This window comes from Paenibacillus segetis (assembly GCF_014639155.1).
GTDB classification, from domain to species: Bacteria; Bacillota; Bacilli; order Paenibacillales; family Paenibacillaceae; genus Fontibacillus; species Fontibacillus segetis.
Genome location: NZ_BMFT01000002.1, coordinates 652,798 through 677,493, shown reverse-complemented (window position 1 = coordinate 677,493; position 24,696 = coordinate 652,798). Strand labels below are relative to the sequence as shown.

The window sequence follows — 24,696 nt, the reverse complement described above, 5'->3', positions numbered from 1 at the left end:
ACTCAAATCATGAGTAATCCGCGAATTTCTTCTTCTGTCAAGGAAGTTGCCGCTCCCCTTGCATGCTCCGGTTCTGACGATATAACTTCTTGGATCAAATCTCGCTTACGTTCCTGAAGCTCCAAAATTTTCTCTTCAATGGTGCCTTTGGATACCAACCGAATGACTTGGACAACTTGCTTTTGTCCCAGTCTATGAGCTCTGCCAGTTGCCTGTTCCTCTACCGCTGGGTTCCACCATAGATCATACAAAATAACCGTGTCTGCTCCTGTCAAATTCAATCCGGTTCCTCCAGCTTTGAGCGAAATCAAGAACACCTGATTCTCCCCCTGATTGAACCGGGAACACAACTCTATACGTTCTCTAGAAGGAGTGGCTCCATCGAGATAAAATAATTCTACCTTGCGCTGAGCAAGCTCCTCACGGATCAGCTTTAACATACCTGTAAACTGCGAGAATATTAGCATCCGCTTACCACTTTCCAGCGCTTCATCTACCACATCTAGCAACTGCTCCAGTTTACCAGAGGAACCTGAGAAAGGATCTATAAACAAAGCAGGATGACAGCATAACTGCCGCAGCCTGGTAATGCCCGCTAATATTTTGATCCGACTTTTCTGAAAGCTACCCTCTTCCAGCTCTTTCGCTGTTTCCTCCTGCAGCTTGGTCAAATAAGCACTGTAGAGTTGCTTTTGTTCCAAGTGTAACTCAGATTGCAGCACCGTCTCGATTTTGTCGGGGAGTTCCCTGAGCACATCCTTCTTCAATCTTCTTAGAATGAAGGGACGAGCCTTCTGCGCAACCTTATCCCGCGGCAAATCCATAAACGCCTTCCGACCTCCGAACAAGTCAGGAAATACCGCATCAAAGATCGACCACAATTCCTCTAACGAGTTCTCAATTGGCGTACCCGTAAGTGCAAACCGGTGGGCTGCCGAAATCTGCTTCACAACCTGCGCTGTCTGCGAAGCATGATTCTTGATATATTGCGCCTCATCCAAAATCAGCGAATTAAATGTGATCTCCTGATACGATTCAATATCACGACGCAGTGATGGATAAGTCGTTACAATGACATCCACCTGGTCTACTTCATTCAGAATGTCGCTGCGTTCCTGTTTATCCCCTGCAGCCACCTTCACCCGCAGCTGTGGAGCGAACCTATGAAACTCACTTTCCCAGTTATAGACCAGTGATGCCGGTGCGACAATAAGTACAGGATGTCGCTCGCCAGCGATGATTCCATCCCTTTCGTGTTCAGAGACGATGTAGGCGATACTCTGCAATGTTTTACCAAGGCCCATATCATCAGCAAGAATACCTCCAAACCCATAATGAGCAAGCATCTTCATCCATCTAAATCCGCTCACCTGATACTCCCGCAGTACAGATGAAAGTGTTGTCGGCACTTCAAAGTCCATTGCGCTCGGGTCCTTAAGATGGTCCAACAGGCGACGTAGGGATCTGCCCCACTGAATCCCCTTTAAACTTTCTTCATTCCTGTCTTGCAACTGTGGTCCCCGGGACAGCGGGAGTGAAATCATCCCCCCCTTGATGTCGCTTTTTTTCATTCCTAGATCACGATATAATCGTTCGAACACCTGAAATTCTGCATCCTCCAACGATAGAAATGCACCTTCGGGTAATCGATAATATTTCTTTTTTTCAATAACGCTACGTAATATCTCCTGTAGTTCTTCCTCACTCATCGCATCCATTTCGAAAGAAACCTCTAACCAATTCATAGAGTTGTCCGTATCTACTTTTATTTTAGGTGGGTGATTTCCACTATGGACCATTCGTTTAATAGCTGGCGTGACATACACTTCGGCAATATGCTCCAGTTTCGGAAGTAGATTGAATAGTACTTCGTACAGCTCATCTTCATCCTCAGCTATCAATTCATCTTCACTTATTCGAAAGGCCGAGTGTTCAATCATCTCTAAAATCATTGATTCACGTTGTCTATCCCGAATCACGATGATATCCCCGGGGGATGAGGAAGGGGATTCCATAATAAAGTCTTGATTCACATTCCGAGATGATAGTGGCTGAATTTTAATCTCATCATAATGAAATTCCAATGTACCACGCAGTACACCCCCATCTTGATCCAAGAACAATTTTGCACGAAGTCCTGCTTCAACGATCCGGCCAGCGATTTGTTGGTCTAAATTTACTTTTCCCAGACGACGTAGACCAGGTACGACATGCTCTATAAAAGAGTCCATTTGGAGGCTAGAGATATGCAGCGGCTTATCTCCCTTGTTGTGTAGCAACTTCCATAGCTCTCCTACAGTTCGCACCTCGGATTCACCTAGCATAATGACTCTGCTATCCACCACCACACATCCGTAGTAGGGCATTATTATACAATCGTGCAATCCCTCAACATCCATCCGGTAGATCTCCGTTTCTTCCTCTTTGCTAATAGCAAAAGTAACCGGAAGCGCCGCCCCGTCCTCTACTACAAATGAATGAGTAGCACCATTATCCTGCTCAATAAGTACATTTCGGTCGGGCTGAATGAGAAGTGGAATGATCTCCCTCCATACAAGTGGAGGTAGGGTTAATTGGCGCTTGTTTCCTTTTGAACGGGACTCATGATGACCTAAGCCTGAGGTAACAAGACCCGTTTCTCGATAAGCAAATTCACTATTATGGATATCGATCAGCTTCTTGATCAGTTCGTGATCTCCTGGACTGAATGCATGTAAACTAGGATCATATGTGAATAGCTTGGTAAAAGAATGCGGTTCACCCGCATCAATGCGACTTAAAAACTCACCGATGTCATTTACGACATATAGTCGTTTTCCTCCTACTTTCATTTCCAAGACAAACTTTGATTCACGCATTTGCCTATAGTTATTGACGCATTTGATCGTGAATTCAACTTGGAGTAGTTCCTTTTGGGGCTTAAAAGAACCTATTAGAGCTTCATTAACTGGATCATTGGTTACACCTGATTGGCGTTGAAGCTGAAATAGTGAAATCAGACTGCTAGATACTAGGTCATCTCCTCTGTATGAGGTGAAACTCCGTCCTTGTCCTTGTGCTGGGGAATTTATCTTTTCATCGGTCAGAGACGTTTGAATAGGAACATCTCCCCACAGGGGAGACAATGGGATAACAATTCCCTTTCGGGCTCCCTGCCCCCCATGAACCTGATGGATTGCGATCAGTACCGCCGCTATATGCTTACAATATCCATAATAAGATGCGTTTGCTGGACAATCACATTTCGCTTTGAGCGTGCCCGATCTATTCACATCAACCTTTACATGATAATGCTGTTCCTCACGGACTTTGGCTTCAAAATGTCCTACCCCATCACTGTTTAGCTCAGCCACACGCCCCTCTTTAACGTACTGCTCTCCTCGCTTAAAAGAGATTCTTCCGCATAATGACCTGACTTCGCTCAATGTAAAAGGAACCATGTTTCTACCCATTCCCCTCGGTTGTATCATTCTATATGTTCAATAGCTGGCTCACACCAACATTAGTACTTGAATATCATTCGAAGTCCTTCGAATGTAAACTCGAAATCAAATTGACTTCGAAATGGCTGTAACGAATCCATGAAACGTTATTTCATCATAATTCATACGTTTGAGAAGCATTTGGGAGGAATAAGCTCTCTCGGCTTCGCAAGAAATTTTTCTAACCCTCAAAACTAAAAATAGAGACGACTGCATTGCTTATATTGATACCTAAATAAAATTATATCAAAAAAAGGACTGCTTCCCGCATACTATGCGCAAAAGCAGTCCTTTAAGTTAACAGTAGCTGATCAATTCACTATCATTACTTCACTAATTGCCCCCGCGTAACACCAAGTTGGTTGGTCGCCTTTAGTGACTTCCATACCTGTGTTCCACTAATCTCGCCACGTAGCGCGCGGCTGTATAGATCGATGACTTCGTGAACTTGCTCAGGTGTCTCTTCCAAAAACTCCACTCGATAATTTGGTACACCAAGCTCAAGGAAGTGATTCAAATACTCCGCTCCTGACTGCTCAATTGCGTTATACACGGTATTGCGGCAACCTTCATCCACCCGAACTGGATGAGACATTCCAATACGGTCTTGGAGTGACACACTGTGATCTTCACACGGACGTCCACAGTTCGTAAAGTCTGTTCCTTCGCTAAGGAAGGTACAGTACACGCAATGCTCTGTATGGAACATCGGTAAATGCTGATGAATAACAATTTCCATCGACGATGTCTGACTTTGTCCTAGTAGATCGACCATTTGCTGAATATTGAGATCATAAGAAGGTGTTACAATATCACACCCTGCTTCTAGGAACAATTCCGCCGCTTTATGATTGGCAATGTTGAGTGAGAAATCACCAATCAGTTGCGGATGCTTAGCGTCTGGATTCTCTTGACGGTGGCGCAGATAGAAATATAGCGCCCCTGTGTTGCGCACTAGCACTGCATCAGGTTCAAGACGCAGGATGTTGTTATGGTAGCCGTTCTCACCAGGCATGTGAATGCGCGGTGTCGCCAGCGCAATGGACTTGCCTGCTGCCCGAACGGCTTCCACTGCTGCCGGGAACTGCTTGATGAATTCGAAGTCGGCGTAGATCATTTCAACGCCGGCTTCGAGTGCAGCCTGTACCTGTGGCAGGCTGCGGCACAGCGCGGTGAGCTTCGCTTCACCGCGAGCCACGGGCACGCGGCGCGGCGATGAATCCGCGCCGTCGCCCGCAGGCGCCCCGCTATGCGCGAGGGCGCCGTCAAGACCTCCCGCCCGTTTCACGTAAACGGGCGGTTTAGGCCGCTCGCCCGCAAGCAGTTCCACTGCGCGGCGGCGGATGCTGTTCAGCTCTCGCATCGGTAGGATCACGTCACCATGCAGCTCCGCATCCAGCTTCTCGAGCTGGAACACCGTACCGCCGAGACGGCCGAACTGCTCTTCTAGCAAAGCGGCGTCCATCGGCCGCTTCTGCGCGATCTCGAGCTCAAGCTCTGAGTCGACGCGCACCATTGTTCCTTTCTGGACGTCGGTCCAGTAAGTTGTAAGCAACCCGCCTGCATGTCCGACAGCCCGAACATGTACGGGGAACACCCGATACGGCTTGTCGATTTCATACGTTTGACGCAGTCGTTTATCCAGAGCAGGGTCACTCGTCTTCCAGATGCGATCGCCCACATGTACACGGCGCAAGTCTACATCATTACGTCCTGGTACAATATCCACGATCCAGCTCTCTGCCGCTTCTCCTTCCAACTTCACACCCTTGCGACGCAAATCATACACACGGCCGCCTTCTTCTTTCTTCGTCGGGTCCCCCGCGTCGAAGACGATCCCGTCGCCACGTTTCAATGGCGCCTCAATTTTACATACAACTCCATCACGAAGTACCTGCTCTACCACACCTAGATACACACCACGGCTTTTAGGAAAAGTTCCCTCCACCAGTTTCTTATTATTTGTTCCTTCAAGGAAGCCGTGTGTAAAACCACGCGAAAAGCTCTGTTGTAGTTCACGAACTTCTTCCTTAGAAGGACGCGAAACATCTCCATCAAAATAGCGATCAATCGCTTTTCTGTACTTACTCACCACATTGGCAACATATTCAGGACTCTTCATCCGACCTTCAATCTTGAAAGATGTTACACCTGCTTCGATCAGCTCAGGCATAATATCAACGGCTGCCAGATCCTTAGGCGACAACAGATAAGCCACATCGCCCATCGGTTTCTGTTCACCGTCAACCATTAGATCGTAGGGAAGACGGCAGGCTTGCGCACATTCTCCACGGTTAGCTGAACGCCCTCCCCACATTTCCGAGGTCAAACATTGACCGGAGTATGACACACACAGCGCGCCATGCACGAACACTTCCATTGGTAGCTTCGCCTGCGCTCCAATCTTTTCGATTTGCTTCAGGTTATTTTCACGACCAAGTACCACTCGTTCCATTCCCCATGGCTTGGTAAACTCAACCGCTTCAGGTGAAGTGATCGTCATTTGTGTTGAACCGTGAATCGGAAAATCCGGTGACAGCTCTCTGATCAGCTTGACCAGCCCTAAATCCTGTACGATCACCGCATCTACACCCGCAACAATACAAACCTCAATCAATTCCCCTGCATCTCTTAGTTCATTCTCGAATACGAGAATATTAAAGGTCAAGAAACCTTTAACACCATAACTATGCAAAAAGGCCATAATCTCAGGCAACTCATCCATACGGAAATTGTTCGCACGCGCACGTGCATTAAACTTTTCCACTCCAAAAAATACCGCGTCTGCCCCATTAGCTACCGCTGCCCGCATACAATCCCAATCGCCAGCTGGTGCCAACAATTCTACATCTTGTCTTGTTAGTGCCGTATTACTCATTTATATCCTCCCAGACAAATCCTATTTAGATTTATCATTAATTATATTAAATAAAAAATTCCTTCAAACTGATATCGTCTAAAATTTGAGATTCCTACAACTTATCTATTTTATCAGACATTACCTTCATACTCTACTTTTATTCCTACATATGCAACGGAAAATATACGTAATCATGGAATGTCCAACATTTCTCTAAAGTATATGGATTACTGTTTATCTAAAAAAATGCATTCAAAAATACAAAATGGCAGCCGAAGAATAATCTCCTGGCTGCCACCCCCTACAACGATGCTTATGTATTCTTGCTTCTGGTTGTTAAGTAAAAGTTAAACATGGGTTCAGGCCACCCTGTTGACTTAGCTGAACCAAGCCTTGATCATAATGACATCCGAGACCAAAAAGATGACCAAACAAAGAGTACCAAATCCAATTGCAAATAGATTTTTCTTTGGACGCTCCATCAGTAGACGAACCACGCCAATAAAAATAATCAGCGTAAACAACAGCATAAAAATATCAAAACCGTTATAGGTCGTCGTAGTTTCTCCAACTCCTGCGAGTAACCACATATCGAAACCCCCTCTTCAATCAGCGGATTTACATATCTTCTTCCATGTTATCTTCCTTCTTCCTCGGATGCAATAGATGATACGAAAAAATTCATCATATTGTTGAAAAAATTAACTTTTAGCACTTGAAAAAGTAATTTTTGTGCTTGACCAAGTTCACTTTCTTAATTCTCTATTTTCTTATATCACTATTTTAATATACGAATTTATCACACTGGCGCTACCTTACTCTTATTTCTTCTAGCTATGATCTCTCCCCCAATCCATAACATCAGCGGGATAAGCAGCTGAAAAGGGACAGCATAAGCCTTATAAATGTTATAGGCGAAGTACTCCATTTCCATAATATCCTTGTAAATAAAAACCGACAAATAGACCATAACTAGGCCCATCTGTAGAACTACGGAGCGGTACGTCTTCAGGTTAAACAACTTGGAAATTCCTTGACTGATCACATATAAACACAGACTTACCTTGATAAAAATAGCTGTTACAAACAGAATCGCCGCGGAGCCCTCCATTCTCGTCAGAAAATCCCCTATAGTGATCCGGCTGATCGCCACATAAGAAGGGAAGTACAGGCCGGATAAGATATTAGGACTTAGCATCAACAGATTACGCAGATAGACTAACAAAATAACTCCCCCGGAAATCAGCATCCCACGTAACAGAACCCGATAGGCTGAGCTTTGATTCGACATAGAATGAAAGGCGCCCAGCAACAATACAATCTCGGCAAATGGAAAAGTGAATTCACTCAGGGTATCGTTCAAAACATCGTTCCAGTCAATATCCAGCAACGGCAACAGATGATGGAATTCGAACTTGGAAATTGACAAAATTTGTAGGATGAAGATCGCAAATAACGTAAGCAGAACCAAGAACTTCGCTGTTCTTCCGATTACTTCAATCCCTGCTTTTACCGCCCAAACACTGAGTAGCCCGATACATAACATAGGCACAATCATCGGCGTTTCGTTTAATGGAACCGTTTTGCTGAACTCACCAAAATTTCGCAACACTAGAGACCCTAAATGCAGAGCATACCATATATATAAACAAGTAATCATTTTTCCTACTACCCTACCGAAGACAGCAATCAACATATCAAAAATATTCTTATCAGGAAACAGGACATGCAATCTGGCATACAAACACATAAGTGGAACTGAAATTGCGATCGCCAGTAGTAAAGCGATCCAAATGCTGTTGCCGGACTGCTGGGAACCTCCCATGAACAATGAACTGCCGATCATAAACATAATTGTTATGCTAGTCGTCTGACTACCCGGAATCGTTTCTTTGTTCACACAAGTCCACTACCTTTCAAATATTTTTTCTAGTAAAGCTGCTTGACCCAGTTTTCAATCCATGGGGATGGACTGGGAATATTCCACTTCATCGCTAGTGAAAAGGCAATCACAAACGAAAGTAGACATAGAGCAGAGCATACATAAAAGTCACGTTTCATCCCTTGTTTTAACAGTCCATAGGGGTCAAGCAAAGCTATGAAGGCATAAAGAATCACAACAAGCACAGCCAAATTTAATCACCTACTCTAATTGATCTTTGCGTTTTGCCGCTGCTATCAATTAATACCTTTGACTTAACCGTAACCACTAATTTACTGAATTCATTTTCCCATTGTTTTTCCATAGTTCTCCACGCCTTTGGCATACGCTCATAAACAACCTCTCCAAACCCAAAAACATCACTATGATACTTCCGCTGCACGTTTTGAATTACCGCCAAAATATTTTTCTCAAGTTCCTCCGCAGCACGTTGTTCAATTGTTTTTAGGCTCTGGAAATTAGTGAAGCCTGTCGAAGACATAACCTCGTCCAGGCCCGTATGAGTCACCGTGTTAATCTGAATTTGGACTCCCTCTTTAGTCAATACAGGCTTTATTTTCGTTTCGTTTGATATAATTTCCAATGAGAAGATTGGTTTACCCGCCTCATCTTTCACGGGCAGTACTCCTCCTTTTATATCATTTTTGGCAAACAGCATATATTTACTTTCTTCATCGCTGAGAGTGCCAACCATTCGATCTTTAATAAAAACTGCTGTTCCGCCGACTCGCTCATTATTATCCTTATCATTATGATGAATATACACTAGCGGTGCTATTGCACTCTTCCCATGAGTTCCTAGTTTATTTATAAAATCCCAAATCTCAACAACTGGAGCGGAACTAGCATACTTCTCATCTCTCATCATTTGCGCTAATTCGAAGGAAGTGATCGAATCCAATGTGCTCTTAAGATTAAGAATTTCTCGGGCTGTTTTCTCCTTGGATACAAATATAAAAACATCCGCTCTCGTTTCCGTGTCTCTTGTGACCCAATCAATAAATCTAACTACACCTTCCTGCCGGGCAACCTCCTCGCTGATTATAATCACTTTGGCATGACTCCAAAATAGCTTTTTACCTGTCATTGAGATCATTTTTCTGACAATGTCAAACATTGTATCTCCAGCAAGACTAATCGTCTTGTAGCCTGCCTGCATCTGCTTTGGCCCGCTCTTTGTATCGACCAATTCCACTGTTAATAGCAGCTTTCCATCTGCTGGGTTCTTGTCAATCGCTACACCTGCGACAATGGACAGATCATCTACTTCAGCGTAATTCCAGCAACCCGAAATCGTAACTAGTGATAATAGAACAATCAGTTTCAGCAATACCCGTTTCACCTGTAACATCACTGTCGTCCCTTGTTTCTAGATGATTTTCTCTTCATATTTCTGACCCCTATGACCGCCGGGCGTAAGTACATATCCCACCACGGTACTCGAACCAAAGTATCCTTTATATCCTGCGGCCGGATTGAACCTACTCCAATCATATAAGAAACCCCAAATGAACGAAGACTCATCAAATGAACTACCAGACCAAGCATGCCTATGAAATACCCGTATATCCCCATAAAAGAGGCCATACATAGCAACAGAAACCTGATTATGATTAAAGGGCCCGTAATCTTTGGATTAAGTAGTGTTGTTATTCCCGTAAGACCAACTACAATAACCATTGGAGCGCTGACAATCCTAGCATCTACAGCCGCCTGTCCCAGAACCAAAGCTCCCACAATACTGACAGCTTGGCCAACGTTAGTTGGTATTCTGGAACCCGCCTCCCGCAGGATCTCGAATACGGTCAACATCAGTAGCGCTTCTACAATTGTTGGAAAAGGTACATCCATCCTTGCCTTCGCAATGCTGAGCAGAAGCTGTGTCGGTACCATCTCCTGACTATAGGTAACTAACGCAACATATCCAGCCGGGATGCTAAAGGACAGAAATGCTCCAAAAATCCTTAATATCCGATTAAAAGAGGCAAAATAAAAGTTCATGTAATAGTCTTCGCTGGTTTGAAAATTTTCTACAAACACATAAGGGAGCGTTAGAGCAAAGGGACTGCCCTCGATAAGTAGAGCAATTCTGCCCTCCATGAGCTTACCAACCACTGTATCAGGGCGCTCTGTGCTTCCAATCGTTTCGAAAGGAGAATAAGGTTCATCCCGAATTAATTCCGCAATATATCCCGTATCCAGAATATGATCAATTTCTACCTTCTTCAGTCGTTCTTGAAGTTCCTTAAGAATATCTGGTGACGCCAGGCTTTCAAGATAACAGAGGCAGGTTTGTGTGTTACTGCGTGTTCCTACCTGGAGAAATATAAACTTCAAATCGGAATCCTGTATTCTCCTCCTTATAAGCGTCAGATTTACTTGCATTGACTCAGTAAACCCTTCACGCGATCCTCTGGTAACTGTTTCCGTTATCGGATCGGATATGGCCCTTATCTCCCAACCTTGTGCACTAATACTAAGTGCGCCGGAATAACCATCCAGTAGGAATACGGTTTTCCCCGATATAATTGCAGCGATTATTTCATCCAGATCCGTAAAGTCCGTTACATCACTAACATTAAAAACTTGTTTTCTGATTTTATCCATCAGCTCTGCTGTACCACTTCGTTCCGATTCGTCAAACTGATAGCTCGTTATAGGTCTGATAACATCCTCATTAATCTGGTTCCTATCAATCATTCCGTCAATAAAAATCAGACCGCAGCGAATGCTGCTACACTTTGCATTCTCAATTACTCTTATTCTAAGTGTGCCATCATTACTGAATATCTGCCGAAACATGGCTAAAGTATCATCTAGTGACGTACTAAGGGAATATGAAGATGTCTTGTTAGCTATGCTAGTTCCGCCACTTTCCAGGTTCTTCACTATAGTCACTCCCTTACCTAATTCCTATTGCCTCGTATTATCCCCGCCCTTCATTTTCCTATTCGCCAAAATTATTCCTGTACAAAAAAAGCCTGATGCTGCGAATAAACAGCATCAAGCTTTCGTATCTTAAACTAAACCTGCTATTAAGTTCTACGTCTTATAACCTTCGTTCAATCCTACGTTCTTCCTTACGTTTCTCTTACCCTCGTACCTTCAGTTCTTCTGTACGTTTCGTATCCCGTTCCAGAACTGGTGCTAAGTATTGTCCTGTGTATGACTCAGCTACCTTCACGATTTCTTCTGGTGTTCCCGTTGCGAGAATTGTTCCACCGCCACTTCCACCTTCTGGACCTAGATCAATAAGATAGTCTGCGGTCTTGATTACATCCAAATTATGCTCGATAACCAGTACCGTTTCACCGGAATCTACAAGACGATGCAACACTTTGAGCAGACGATCGATATCATCGACATGTAGTCCCGTTGTGGGCTCGTCCAAAATGTAAATGGTCTTACCCGTGCTACGGCGATACAACTCAGAGGCCAGCTTCACACGTTGAGCTTCCCCACCAGACAATGTCGTAGCAGGCTGTCCAAGATTAATATATCCGAGCCCGACATCCAGCAACGTTTCAAGCTTACGATGGATCTTCGGTATGTTCTGGAAGAAATCTGTTGCATCTTCAACGGTCATCTCCAGCACATCGGCAATACTCTTATTCTTGTATTTCACCTCTAACGTTTCTCGGTTATACCGTTTACCTTTACAGATCTCGCAGGGTACATAAACGTCCGGCAAGAAGTGCATCTCGATTTTGAGAATTCCATCACCGCGGCAAGCCTCACAGCGGCCACCTTTGATATTAAAGCTGAAACGTCCCTTCTTGTATCCACGTACCTTCGCCTCATTGGTATTAGAGAACAGATCTCTAATATCATCGAATACCCCGGTATAAGTTGCTGGGTTAGAACGTGGTGTACGACCAATTGGTGATTGGTCAATATCTACAACCTTATCAACATGCTCAAGACCCTTGAGTTCACGATATTGTCCTGGTCGAACTTTAGCTCTGTTGAGATCACGAGCCAGTGTTTTATATAAGATTTCGTTCACCAATGTCGATTTACCTGATCCCGACACGCCTGTTACAGCCGTAAAAACACCGATTGGGAACTTCACATTAATATTCTTAAGGTTGTTCTCCTTGGCTCCCTTAACTTCCAACCATCGACCGTCAGGCTTACGTCTTTCACCGCTAACCTCGATGAATCTCTTCCCACTCAAATACTGCCCGGTCAACGAGTTAGGATCATTCATGACCTCCTGAGGTGTGCCTTGTGAAACTACGTGTCCACCATGTATACCTGCCCCAGGGCCAATATCGATAATATAATCAGCAGCTAACATCGTATCCTCATCATGCTCAACGACAATCAATGTATTACCGATATCGCGCATATGTGCCAATGTCTCAATTAATCGATCGTTATCCCGCTGATGAAGGCCAATACTTGGCTCATCCAGGATATATAAGACACCCATTAGACTGGAGCCAATCTGCGTTGCTAGGCGAATACGTTGAGCCTCGCCACCAGATAACGAACCTGCAGTCCGACTCATCGTTAGATAATCAAGCCCTACATTGACGAGAAAGCCCAATCTACTATTGATTTCCTTAAGAATCATATGAGCGATTGTCATTTCTTTGTCGCTCAATTGCAGACCATCAAAGAACTCCCTAGCCTCTCCAATAGATAGGGAAGTCACATACGCTATATTCTGATCATTAATCGTCACCGCAAGTACTTCTGGCTTCAAACGATGGCCTTTACAACTACCACACGGTTTGGAGCCCATAAATCCCTCTATAAACTCCCGTATTCCATCCGAGCTTGTCTCACGATAACGGCGTTCAAGATTTGGAATAATGCCTTCAAAGGTAACGTAAGCATCTTTACTCATTCCAAAATCGTTCTGATAACGGAAGCGAACCTTCGTGTTACCTGTTCCATAGAGCAGCTTATCCATCTGATCTTTGCTCAATTCCGATACAGGTACATCCTGAGGAATGTCGAAGTGTTCACAAACCGACCTTAGAAATTGCGGATAATAATTGGACGTGCTACCTGCCCATGCCTCAAATGCCCCCTGCTCAATACTCTTCTCTGGGTTTGGAATGAGCAAGTCAGGATCAATCACCATCTTCGCACCTAATCCATCACATTCCTGACAAGCACCAAATGGACTATTAAAGGAGAACATCCGTGGGGATAGTTCATCTATACTGAAACCACAAATTGGACACGCAAAATTAGAACTAAAACGCAATTCTTCTTGTCCAATGATGTCGACAAGTAATTGTCCCCCCGACATCTTAAGTGCCGTTTCGATAGAATCAGCAAGGCGGCTACGAACGTCCTCTTTCACTACAATCCGGTCAACAATGACCTCGATGGAATGCTTCTTGTTCTTCTCAAGTTCAATATTCTCCGAGAGATCACGTTGTTCCCCATTTACACGCACACGAACAAAACCTTGTTTGGAAATCTCAGTGAAGAGGCTCTTGTGTTCACCTTTCTTCCCGGATATAACAGGAGACAAAATTTGCAGTCTCGTCTTCTCAGGATACTGCATAATACGGTCTACCATCTGTTCAACTGTTTGAGAGGAAATTTCTACTCCATGCTCAGGGCAGTGAGGATGTCCAACCCGTGCGAACAACAACCGTAAATAATCGTAAATTTCCGTAACGGTTCCGACAGTTGAACGTGGGTTACGGCTAGTGGTCTTCTGATCAATCGATATAGCCGGTGAGAGTCCCTCTATAGAATCGACATCTGGCTTCTCCATTTGTCCCAAGAACTGGCGGGCATATGCGGAAAGCGATTCTACATATCGGCGTTGTCCTTCAGCATAAATCGTGTCAAAAGCAAGCGATGATTTGCCTGAACCACTTAGTCCCGTCAGCACAACAAACCGATCACGCGGAATGGTGATATTGATATTTTTCAAATTGTGCGCTCTAGCGCCTTTTATGACGATATTCTCACTGGCCACTATCGTTTCATCTCCTTGAAACTATATCTCTCGTATATAGTATTATTCAGCCTTAAGTTCCATAATCGCATCACGTAGCTCTGCTGCGCGTTCAAACTGCAGGTTCTTGGCAGCTTCTTTCATCTCGACTTCGAGGCGTCCAATCATAGCCTCGCGGTCCCGCTTCGACATCTTGCCCTTTGCAGCGCCAGATAAATAGTCGCTCTTACTCTCAGCAACTTTAGTTGCCTCGATAACATCACGCACCTTCTTACGGATCGTCTGCGGTGTGATGCCATGCTTCTCATTATACGCAATTTGAGTATCACGACGTCGTTGAGTTTCTCTAATCGCTTTCTCCATCGAATCCGTAATTTTGTCACCATACATAAGGACGCGCCCTTCTGAATTTCGCGCCGCCCGTCCGATCGTTTGGATCAGAGAACGCTCCGAACGTAGGAAACCTTCCTTATCCGCATCCAAAATGGCCACTAGTGACACCTCAGGTAGATCAAGACCCTCACGGAGTAGGTTGATTCCAATAAGAACATGGAATACGCCTAGACGTAAATCGCGCAAAATGCTCATCCGTTCCAACGTCTTAATATCCGAGTGAAGATAGCGCACCTTGATGCCGATCTCTTTCAAATAATCCGTTAGATCCTCGGACATTTTCTTCGTCAACGTCGTAACCAAGACGCGTTCATCTTTATTAATCCTATCTTGGATTTCTATAATCAAATCATCAATCTGTCCCTTGGTCGGCCGAACCTCGATAATCGGATCAAGCAGCCCTGTAGGACGAATGATCTGCTCTACCATTGTATCGCAATGCTCGATTTCATAAGGACCCGGTGTCGCTGATACGTAGATTAGCTGATCAGCCTTCTCTTCAAATTCTTCGAATCTTAGTGGACGGTTATCTAATGCAGATGGTAGTCGAAATCCATGCTCTACCAGTACATTCTTACGTGCTTGGTCACCATTATACATCGCCCGGATCTGCGGCAGCGTTACATGCGACTCGTCAATAACGATTAACATATCATCAGGGAAGTAATCCATCAACGTATACGGAGTTGCTCCCCGTTCACGAAATGTCAGCGGTCCGGAATAGTTCTCGATTCCCGAGCAAAATCCGACCTCTTTCATCATTTCAATATCGTACCTGGTGCGCTGTTCCAATCGTTGAGCTTCTAGCAGCTTACCTTGTGAACGAAACTTCTCCAGTTGTTCTTCCAGTTCCCGCTCGATATTGACCAATGCAACTCGCATGGTCTCTTCTTGCGTCACGAAGTGAGATGCCGGAAAAATCGCTACATGATCACGTTCTCCAACTAATTCTCCGGTCAAAACATCAATCTCAGTAATCTTCTCAATCTCATCACCAAAAAACTCCACCCTGATCGCTTGCTCTCCCTTTGATGCAGGGAAGATTTCCAACACATCACCACGAACTCGGAACGTTCCTCGCACAAAATTGAGATCATTCCGTTGATATTGAATATCGACAAGTCTGGCCAAAATCTGATTCCGCGGTTTCTCCATACCAACTCTTAAAGAAAGCACCAAGTTCCCATATTCAACAGGAGAACCTAGACCATAAATACACGATACGCTCGCAACAATGATGACGTCCCGCCGCTCAAACAAGGAGCTTGTCGCAGAGTGTCTTAATTTATCAATCTCTTCATTTATACTGGAATCTTTCTCGATATAAGTATCAGAGGAAGGAATATAGGCTTCCGGTTGATAGTAGTCGTAGTAACTAACAAAGTAATCAACAGAATTAGAAGGGAAAAATTCTTTGAACTCGCTCGCAAGCTGTGCGGCTAATGTCTTATTATGAGCTATGACGAGGGTAGGTCTGCCAAGTCTGGCAATGGTGTGAGCAATCGTGAACGTCTTACCTGTGCCTGTGGCACCTAGCAACGTTTGATGTTTCTTCCCCACCTTCACGCCTGCCACCAATTGTTCTACCGCACCCGGTTGATCACCTTGAGGAGTGAAGTCGGAGACTAGTTCAAATTTATTATCGCTATAGATAATTTCGCTCATTGTCCAACATCATCCTTATCGTCTAAAATGAAATACTAGAGAGTTATTTACTATACTTTCTCACATCTATATTAACCTTAATTAAGCTAGTTTAATTAATTAACGGAGACTTTCATTCCGTAAAATGTAAAACGAGAATAAGTGTTCCCATTAATTATACCAATTTCATCTTATAGATGCAATCGGTAAGTCTAAAGATAGGAGTTGTACATAACGAATGGACATAACAACAATACTTGGCTTAATTATCGGATTAATTGCACTCATTGGTGGATTTCTGTGGGAGGGTGGACAAGTTGCGGGACTCATGCAGCTAACAGCTGCATTAATCGTGTTTGGTGGAACATTAGCTGCTGTCATGATCAGCTTTCCACTGGCCAGACTGAAGCAAGTACCCAAGGCCGTAGCCTTGGCTTTTACAACTTCGAACAACAAGGTTGGTGAATTGATTGAGGACATTATATACATGTCCTTTACAGCAAGGCGCGAAGGAGTACTATCCCTTGAGAGAAAATCCGCTGATCACCCTGATGTTTTTCTTCGCGAAGGTATTCAGCTCGTCGTGGATGGGACCGATCAGAACACGGTGAAGCAAATCATGGAGTACGAAATCGAAGCTGTAGAGAATAAGTATGACAATTACTCCAAAATATTTGAATCAGCTGGTGGATATGCCCCAACCATGGGGATTATCGGTACAGTTATGGGTCTCATTCACGTTTTGGGTAGCCTGACTGAGCCAACTTCACTTGGCCCATCCATTGCCTTGGCCTTTACAGCTACGTTGTATGGGGTTGCTAGTGCCAATCTGATCTTTTTACCTATCGCCTCAAAAATAAAAGCGCGTTGCGAAGATGAAGTCAATCGAATGGAAATGATGCTTGAAGGTATCTTATCGATCCAAAATGGTGATCATCCACTTCTCATTCGCCGTAAATTGGAATCCTTTATCATAGAAACTCGCCGCACTCTGCCAGCTACGGAGGAGGAGAGCCAAATATGAGATCGCGGAGCCGGCAACGGAGACAGAATAAGACTGATACTAAGGACCGCTGGATGATCACTTATGCCGATCTAATTACACTGTTGCTTATTTTTTTCGTTATTATGTTTGCTATGAGTCGACTAGATATCGAGAAATATGAGACAATCACAGAATCACTCCAACTCACTTTCAAAAGCGGAGATTCCTTATTGGAGAAAGGGCACGGCATTCTTGGCAGTGGAGATCCTTATTCACAAGTCAGTCCACCAGCTACTTCAGGACAAGATGATCAAGGTAACAAGAGTAGTGATGTTAACGCAGCGACTCCAGCTCCAATGACAGAGCGTGAACTAGCCTTTCGCAAACAAGAGGAAGAGCTTCTTAGTCTGATGAATATGATCCAGCAATATATTAAGGACAATAAGCTGGAAGATCAAATTCACGTATCCGATCTCCCCAAAGGTATCTCGATCACATTGAGTGATCGTTTTCTATTTGATGTCGGTAGAGCGGATTTGAAAAAAGACTCTGCCAAAACCTTATCTAAGCTAGCTAGTTTGTTCGGTTCGCTTAATACCATTGTTAGTATTGAAGGACATACCGATAGCGTGCCTGTCGGTGAAGCTTCCAAATTCAAAGACAATTGGGAACTATCCGGGGCGAGAGCACTGTCCGTTCTCCGTTATTTCATTGACCAAGCGAAGCTAAGTCCAGATGGATTCCAATACGCCGGATACGCTGACACACGGCCAGTTGGCGACAATAATACCACCGAAGGTAGAACGAAGAACCGGCGTGTTGAGATCACCGTGCTAAGACAACTTCAGCAATAGAGCTTCGGGCCCTAATCAAATAGTTGTGCTTTGTGCAACTATCTTCAAATCCCACATAGTTATCGGTGATAGAATACTCATACAAAAGGCTGCTCCCTTAAGATTTACTTCAGGGAAGCAGCCTTTTCAATTCTAATCGCAGGTGAACTCCAACTAAATCGAAATTTCCGGAGCACGTAGCTTCAAGGTAAGTTCTTTACCTCCCTGAACTTCTTTAGCGTTCGCCACGACCCAGTTTGCAGCCAGTCGCTGACCAATCATCTGGGCATTCTCCTCAGTCACACATAACCCTTCCACTATACCTTCCCCTACTTTAAAATCGACGTCGTTCTGAAGCCCCAGCGCTTGTTCTAACCAATTTTTAAGTCCGTTATTGGTATTAAAATTGATCCGGTATCCTTCGCATATAGCCTGAGCTAATTTCTCACCATGCTCATCCGAATATATGAATAGGTTGTTATACTTAAAATTTCCGTCTTCCACTTGATTAAAAGCAGAAACATCTTTTAAATTAACTGCATTAAGAAGACTTTCTTCGGACATTCCTGCCCGCTTGGCATGCTCTAATAAAATTGCAGTATACTGCGATATTCTGACTTCAGTACCCACGGTTCCCACTCCTTAGTGTGTATGCTCAACCATCTCTCTATAGATGTGCTTCCTGCTCGTCCAGTTTCGTGTTAACTTGACGCTGACCTGTAACACTACCACTGTCACTGACACCACGTTTTGGACGCAACAGCTGTAGTAACGATAGCGGCTGCAATCGCATTGCGGCCGGCGCCTTCTCATCCGGTGCCAGAATAGCGCCGAGCTGATGATGCTCACCCGCATAGATAGCACGTTGGAGATATTTACTCTCGCCAGCAAGGTTCAGTACCTCCAGCTTACAAAAAGCTGGATTGATCCGCAGCGCAGCATGTAAATCTTCCTTCGTCGGAACCTTAACCCCATTAACCTTGGCGATCGTCTCACCGGCCACGATCCCGAGTTCTTCTGCCGGGCTTCCTGGTAGAACAGCCAACACCTTCAGTCCACCCTTTGGATTCACAAACAGCGGGCTATGCTGTTGTTCCTCTATACGGCTAAACAGCACTAATCCCTCATGTAATATAATAGCGGCTAACGCAGCCACGATCACCAGAGGACTCCACCAAGCAGATAACATCGCTAATACGAGTATAATGACGCCATAACCAAGTATACGCCCGGAAGTCACCCTAGCTTTGGCCTGTGGCAACAGACCGATCGTCATTTCCGAGAAGCCGATAACAATCGGCAACGCCATCATTCCAAATCCACCTTGCCAAGACTCACCGCCAAAGAACGGTGTCCAGGGTAGCACTCCCCCTGTAGTTTGCGCAGGAATAAGCAAGAATAAGGGAATTGGCCAGAGATTCTGCATTTGATATCCCCCTACTAACCTCCCCCGCTTCCCTTCAAAAAAGAGCGGACCAGCAAAGTTTGCCCCTTGCCATCTGACGAGTAATCCCTCAGCTACATGAAGCAGTGCAACTAAACACAATAAAGCTGGAATATTCAATTCCCGTACAATCCTAACGATGTCACCCATCCACTCCCTACCCTCAAACGCAGGGAATAAATTCAGAATAAACTGGGTCACTCCAAGCAAACCAACGGAATAAGCCATACATAAATAACGAATGCGGAACAGAAGTAGCACTAAAGTTACAACCCAGATACATACTATCCCTTCCACGCTTAACGTCATACCCAAAAATGCAGAAGCAGACGATACCCCAATCCCTGCAAGCAACCCACCAAGTACCGTTCGCCAAGTCTGACTTACCCAACTATGTAGTCTTACATGGAATAGTTTGCGTTCCAAGAGCACCTGCCGACGATAAATAAGCATAATCAATATAATTGAAATATAATAAAAAGGCTGTAGGAACAGCTGCGCCCCTGCCTCTGCCAAATTCCACAATCCTTCAAGAAGAATACTCAAAAGAACCCCAACCCCTTATTTTGAAATTCTCACGACTGAACTCAGAAAAAAAGAAGGCTAGAATCAGCCTCCTTAATTCATTCGACACCTATGGAGTAATTTCCTTCCGAATCTCTTCAATTGCCGTATTCATTTGCTTATCGTTCTTCACATCACGTATATGTTCAATCAACTTGCTCTCTAGAGCTTTCACCGTTTCGGCTTCAAGAATGCCATCCGCCTTCAACTTCACACTAGTTTGGAATTGCTTAAGCGCAGTTTCCGTCCCTTTATCAAAATATCCATCCATTCGGCCAGGCTTGAAGCCAAGCGCATTCAACATCACTTGTGCACTTTTAATGTCATCACCGAGCATATCATATTTAAAGGTGGTCTCCTTATTAATGGGTGCCACTGAAAAATAATCAGGTTGAGATACCTCAATATCAGGTTTGATCCCCTTTTTATGAATCCACTCGCCATTTGGTGTCAACCATTTAGCTATGGTAACTTTGAGCAGACTACCATCACCCATTTCCTTAGTGAAGCTAGTTTGCACGGTTCCCTTACCATAAGTCGCTTCGCCAATTAGCTTGGCACCCGCTGACTCCTGCAACGCACCTGCGAGAATCTCGGATGCACTTGCACTTCCCTTGTTAGTCACAACAGCGATCGGATAATGCTTGCCTGAGCCGTTCGATACCGTCTTGCTCCGCTGTTTGCTCTTATCCTCAACCTGAACGATAACCTTATCCTTCGGTACAAACTGCTTCGCCATATCGATAACAACCGAGAGCACGCCGCCTGGATTATTGCGAACGTCAATGACAAGCCCTTTCATCCCTTGACCTTCAAGGGAGGCCAGTTCTTCTTTGAACCGTTCCGCCGTATTCATCGAGAATTCGGTAATTTCGATAACACCAATTCCACCAGCTTCCATCCGTGAATAGATCGTTTCGAGTGTGATATCATCACGCACAATGGTGTACTCTATCTCTGCAGAAGTATCCGCCCGTTTTACTTTTACCTTGGCCTCTGTTCCTTTTGGACCACGGATTTTCGTTACCGCTTCGTTAAGTTTCAACCCTTCAAAGGATACCCCATTCACTGATAACAGGATATCTTTGGGCTTAATACCCGCCTTCTCCGCCGGAGAGCCTTTAATCGGAGCTACCACAACTACGCTGCCATTCTCCATCGATACCTCAGCACCGATGCCCGTAAATGAACCTTCAATTTCTTCCGAGAACTGCTTCGCCGTATCCGGTCCCATGTAAGAAGAGAAAGGATCTCCAAGCGCATTCATAATGCCATCAATCGCACCATCTACCAACTTACTCTGATCAACATCTTCAACATAATTATTTTTAACTAATTGAAGCGCCTTTTCGATTTTTTGCATATCGCTCTTAGAACTTCCGCTGAGATTATCAGCAAAAATACCACTGCGAATCGAGCCTGAGCTCGCAAAGCTCCACTGTCCTGTTAAAGTCAAGGTGAGCAAACTACTGATCAGCATGGCCACCAGAACGAGCAAAGTTACAGTACGTCTTTTAAACATGGATAAATTCACCGCCTCTGATTGTTCGGCTGACTTGAAAGCCTACCTTGATAACTATTATAGTATGTGTTTAGCCTGTACGGAATATTACCTATCTCACCTTCAACTCCATTAAATAGAAGGAAAAACGGATAATTCGTCCCTATAGAGGACGATATCCGTTTCTTTGGACTTGCAGCTATTTTATTACAAATAAGGCATCGGGTCTACTGGTTTTCCATCAATCCGTACTTCAAAGTGACAATGTGGCCCTGTCGAGTTGCCCGTACTTCCAACCTCGGCGATCTTCTGGCCTTTTTTCACTTGTTGACCTTTCTCCACCACAATCCCATTATTCCGAATATGACCATATAAGGTCCATACATTATCACCGTGATCAATAATTACTGTATTCCCATAACCGCTCCACCATTCTGCAACGATAACCACACCGCCAGCGGCTGCATGAATATCTGTTCCTTGTGGTGCTGCCATATCTATACCCGTATGTGTCTTCACCTTACCTGTAATCGGATGCACCCGTGTGCCATAACCAGATGACAAACGTGCTCCCGTAACCGCAAGCCCCATTGAACCACCATTACCTTTAAATGTACCAGAGCTTGAGACACTGGAACTTCCTGAGCCCGTTTTCTTCTTATACGTGTATACCTGAGCAGCTTTGAGCTTATTCTTCTCTTTCTCCAAGGATGCTCGTTTGGTAGCAAGCTCTACAAGTAAAGCTTCCTGCTCTTCACTAATTTCATCCGATTCATCCATTTCCGTGCTATATTTAGCAATCAGTTGTTGCTTCTCATTTTCTTTCTCTTCCAATGTACTCTTACGTGATTCCGCTTCGGCATACAGGTTCTTCACCTTAGCATAATCCTGTTCCAATTCAACCTTTTGCTGCTCAAATAACTCTTTATCACGTTTATGTTCATCCAGAAGTAATTGATCCTGATGAGCTATAGCCTGTAAAGAATCCGCACGTTCAAGGAAATCTGTAAAACTTGTTGAGGATAAGAGAACATCCAAATAGGAAACTGTACCATCTGTATACATAAGCCGCACTCGTGAATCTAGCCATTCCGAACGTTCCGCAATTCGGGCTTCTGTCTCTTCGAGCTTCGTGCCTGTATTCCGCAGATTTTCTTCCGTTTTATCAATGTCCATTGAAATTTTAGTAAGTTGATTACTTACAGTTTCAATTTCCCCCATAAGCTGGTTCAAATAATTTGTATTCTTATTGACATAATGTTGAGCTGTTTGCTTCTTATCAGCGGCTTTCTCCTGCTGCTCTTTGGCCTTCTTGGCCTGCTCTTGCAGTTGCTTCAATTCTTTGTCGATCTGACTGATCGTTTTGCTCTTAGCATAACCTTCGATAGGTTGGAAGATCATAACGGCTAAAGTGACAACGGCAATGATAGAAATCCATTTTTTCAACTTTGTTTCCCCGTCCTTCTTTATCAATCTATCTTTCTTTTCTACTAATGTGTGTTCAAAGAGTCAGACTCTACTAGACCTTCAAAAATTTACGTATCGACATCGTACTGCCCCATATTCCTATCAGGAGGCCAAGTCCAACGATCAAACCACCTAGCTCTAGAGAAACATCGTTAAGTGGCACTAGACGAAATCCCATCGTAATATCTCCTTGGATAGCCCCCACAACTTGGTTGTAACCCAAGAATAGAATACCTACGGTGATGCCAGAACCAATAAGTCCAATTAATGCGCCTTCCACGAAGAACGGCCACCTGATAAATCGGTTTGTCGCTCCAACCAACTTCATAATACCTATTTCACGGCGGCGAGCCAGAATGGTCACCCGAATCGTATTGGAAATCAGGAACATAGCCATAACTCCCAGCCCTGCAACGAATGCAAAACCGATGTTTCTTACTGCTCGCGTAATTTTGAACAGTTTCTCTACGGTCCCTTGTCCATATCTGACTTTATAGATCGGATTATCAGGATACTTCTTATTCAAATCCTCAATTTTGCTTGCTAGATAAGGGGCTGTAGTCGGTTCAATAACCTCTACTTTGAGTGTATCTGGAATCGGATTCGTCTCTTCCGTATAACCTTCCAGCAAGTCTTTGCCCTCTTCACCTAGCTTCTCCTTGAAATCTTTAAGTCCTTCAGACTTACCGATCAGGGTAACGCGACTGACCTCTTCCATTAATCCGATTTCGCTCTGTATCTTAGCTAATAATGCTTCGTCTACTTTAGCTCCCATATATACATTGATCTGAACCTGGTTATCTGCGTCATCTGCAAAAGAGTTCACGTTCAAGACCAATAATGCAAACACGCCCAAAATAAATAAAGAAACAATAATAGATGTAATCGAGGCTACAGACATCCATCCGTTACGTAATAAACTCTTTGTTCCTTCGCGAATATGCCGCAAGGGGGTGTTAAAATTCATACCCATATTCCCCTCTCAGCTGGTCTCGAACAATGTTGCCATGCTCGATAGCGATAACACGTTTACGCATTTTGTTAACGATATCTTTGTTGTGCGTTGCCATCACAATCGTGGTACCGCGGAAATTAATCTCATCCAGTAGCTGCATGATCTCCCATGAGGTCTCGGGATCAAGATTACCCGTAGGCTCGTCCGCAATAATGACAGAAGGATTATTGACAATGGCTCTGGCAATCGCAACCCGCTGCTGTTCTCCCCCCGACAATTGCGAAGGATCACGCCCTGCTTTGTTCTTAAGTCCAACTAGATCAAGCACCTCAAGTACACGCTTTTTGATTACCTTCTTGGGTGCTTCAATTACCTCTAAGGCAAATGCTACATTCTCATAAGCCGTCAACTTGGGAAGTAGTCTGAAATCTTGAAAAATAACGCCGATATTGCGGCGAACATAAGGGATTTTACGAGGCTTGAGTTTACCAATGTTAAATCCGTTGACCGAAATTTGTCCTTTTGTGGGTACTTCCTCACGATATATAAGCTTCATAAAAGTCGATTTCCCTGCTCCAGAGGGGCCGACTAGATATACGAATTCATTACGATCGATTTTAACTGAGATGCCTTTCAGTGCATGGGCTCCGTTTGGATAGGTCTTCCAAACATCCTGCATTTCTATCAAAATTATCAC

Annotated in this window: 16 protein-coding genes; 2 read left to right on the top strand and 14 right to left on the bottom strand. The window is 44.3% G+C overall.

The window, feature by feature from the left end:
• Window positions 1-2 precede the first annotated feature (2 nt).
• The 8 genes from IEW05_RS19165 to uvrB form a co-directional block, all read right to left on the bottom strand.
• Window positions 3-3,425 (bottom strand): DEAD/DEAH box helicase, encoded by a 3,423-nt coding sequence (locus tag IEW05_RS19165; protein ID WP_194434141.1) that lies wholly within the window; start codon window positions 3,423-3,425, stop codon window positions 3-5.
• A 382-nt stretch (window positions 3,426-3,807) separates the two neighbouring features.
• Window positions 3,808-6,360: a U32 family peptidase gene (locus IEW05_RS19160; RefSeq protein WP_188541440.1), complete on the bottom strand. Its 2,553-nt coding sequence runs from the start codon at window positions 6,358-6,360 to the stop codon at window positions 3,808-3,810.
• Between the two features lie 359 nt (window positions 6,361-6,719).
• Window positions 6,720-6,932, bottom strand: coding sequence for a hypothetical protein (locus IEW05_RS19155; RefSeq protein WP_188541439.1), 213 nt, complete (start codon window positions 6,930-6,932; stop codon window positions 6,720-6,722).
• A 209-nt stretch (window positions 6,933-7,141) separates the two neighbouring features.
• Window positions 7,142-8,242, bottom strand: coding sequence for a GerAB/ArcD/ProY family transporter (locus IEW05_RS19150; protein WP_188541438.1), 1,101 nt, complete (start codon window positions 8,240-8,242; stop codon window positions 7,142-7,144).
• A 235-nt stretch (window positions 8,243-8,477) separates the two neighbouring features.
• Entirely contained in the window at window positions 8,478-9,635 is a 1,158-nt protein-coding gene (locus tag IEW05_RS19145; RefSeq protein WP_188541437.1) for a Ger(x)C family spore germination protein, read from the bottom strand.
• Entirely contained in the window at window positions 9,635-11,173 is a 1,539-nt protein-coding gene (locus IEW05_RS19140) for a spore germination protein (protein WP_229753529.1), read from the bottom strand. Before IEW05_RS19140 ends, IEW05_RS19145 begins: the two co-directional genes overlap by 1 nt.
• Window positions 11,174-11,375: 202 nt before the next feature.
• Entirely contained in the window at window positions 11,376-14,234 is a 2,859-nt protein-coding gene (gene uvrA, locus IEW05_RS19135) for an excinuclease ABC subunit UvrA (RefSeq protein ID WP_188541436.1), read from the bottom strand.
• A 42-nt stretch (window positions 14,235-14,276) separates the two neighbouring features.
• Window positions 14,277-16,271, bottom strand: a complete 1,995-nt coding sequence (uvrB, locus tag IEW05_RS19130; RefSeq protein WP_188541435.1) for an excinuclease ABC subunit UvrB — start codon at window positions 16,269-16,271, stop codon at window positions 14,277-14,279.
• 217 nt (window positions 16,272-16,488) lie between these two features.
• Here uvrB and IEW05_RS19125 point away from each other — a divergent pair, with 217 nt between their 5' ends.
• Both IEW05_RS19125 and IEW05_RS19120 read left to right on the top strand, forming a co-directional pair.
• Complete coding sequence (locus IEW05_RS19125) at window positions 16,489-17,274, top strand: flagellar motor protein (RefSeq protein WP_188541434.1); 786 nt, start codon at window positions 16,489-16,491, stop codon at window positions 17,272-17,274.
• Window positions 17,271-18,089, top strand: a complete 819-nt coding sequence (locus IEW05_RS19120) for an OmpA/MotB family protein (protein WP_188541433.1) — start codon at window positions 17,271-17,273, stop codon at window positions 18,087-18,089. The genes IEW05_RS19125 and IEW05_RS19120 overlap by 4 nt, the downstream gene beginning before the upstream one ends.
• Window positions 18,090-18,242: 153 nt before the next feature.
• Here IEW05_RS19120 and IEW05_RS19115 read toward each other — a convergent pair whose 3' ends face one another.
• The 6 genes from IEW05_RS19115 to ftsE all read right to left on the bottom strand — a co-directional run bounded on the left by IEW05_RS19115 (window position 18,243) and on the right by ftsE (window position 24,687).
• Window positions 18,243-18,698, bottom strand: a complete 456-nt coding sequence (locus IEW05_RS19115; RefSeq protein WP_188541432.1) for a hypothetical protein — start codon at window positions 18,696-18,698, stop codon at window positions 18,243-18,245.
• 37 nt (window positions 18,699-18,735) lie between these two features.
• Entirely contained in the window at window positions 18,736-20,058 is a 1,323-nt protein-coding gene (locus IEW05_RS19110) for a PDZ domain-containing protein (RefSeq protein ID WP_188541431.1), read from the bottom strand.
• Between the two features lie 88 nt (window positions 20,059-20,146).
• A complete protein-coding gene (locus tag IEW05_RS19105; protein ID WP_188541430.1) occupies window positions 20,147-21,598 on the bottom strand; it encodes a S41 family peptidase in 1,452 nt (483 codons plus the stop codon).
• Window positions 21,599-21,784: 186 nt separating this feature from the next.
• Window positions 21,785-23,023, bottom strand: coding sequence for a murein hydrolase activator EnvC family protein (locus tag IEW05_RS19100; RefSeq protein ID WP_188541429.1), 1,239 nt, complete (start codon window positions 23,021-23,023; stop codon window positions 21,785-21,787).
• A 73-nt stretch (window positions 23,024-23,096) separates the two neighbouring features.
• Entirely contained in the window at window positions 23,097-24,011 is a 915-nt protein-coding gene (gene ftsX / locus IEW05_RS19095) for a permease-like cell division protein FtsX (protein ID WP_188541428.1), read from the bottom strand.
• Window positions 24,001-24,687 carry a cell division ATP-binding protein FtsE gene (gene ftsE / locus IEW05_RS19090; protein ID WP_188541427.1) on the bottom strand — a complete coding sequence of 229 codons (687 nt, stop codon included), beginning with the start codon at window positions 24,685-24,687 and terminating at the stop codon, window positions 24,001-24,003. Before ftsE ends, ftsX begins: the two co-directional genes overlap by 11 nt.
• Window positions 24,688-24,696 lie beyond the last annotated feature (9 nt).

What these genes read in the sequence shown, in the direction of transcription:
- IEW05_RS19145 (WP_188541437.1), bottom strand. Translation starts at nt 9,635, where the DNA reads ATGTTACAGGTGAAACGGGTATTGCTGAAACTGATTGTTCTATTATCA.
- IEW05_RS19155 (WP_188541439.1), bottom strand. Translation starts at nt 6,932, where the DNA reads ATGTGGTTACTCGCAGGAGTTGGAGAAACTACGACGACCTATAACGGT.
- IEW05_RS19120 (WP_188541433.1), top strand. Translation starts at nt 17,271, where the DNA reads ATGAGATCGCGGAGCCGGCAACGGAGACAGAATAAGACTGATACTAAG.
- IEW05_RS19105 (WP_188541430.1), bottom strand. Translation starts at nt 21,598, where the DNA reads ATGTTTAAAAGACGTACTGTAACTTTGCTCGTTCTGGTGGCCATGCTG.
- IEW05_RS19125 (WP_188541434.1), top strand. Translation starts at nt 16,489, where the DNA reads ATGGACATAACAACAATACTTGGCTTAATTATCGGATTAATTGCACTC.
- IEW05_RS19160 (WP_188541440.1), bottom strand. Translation starts at nt 6,360, where the DNA reads ATGAGTAATACGGCACTAACAAGACAAGATGTAGAATTGTTGGCACCA.
- uvrB (WP_188541435.1), bottom strand. Translation starts at nt 16,271, where the DNA reads ATGAGCGAAATTATCTATAGCGATAATAAATTTGAACTAGTCTCCGAC.
- ftsX (WP_188541428.1), bottom strand. Translation starts at nt 24,011, where the DNA reads ATGAATTTTAACACCCCCTTGCGGCATATTCGCGAAGGAACAAAGAGT.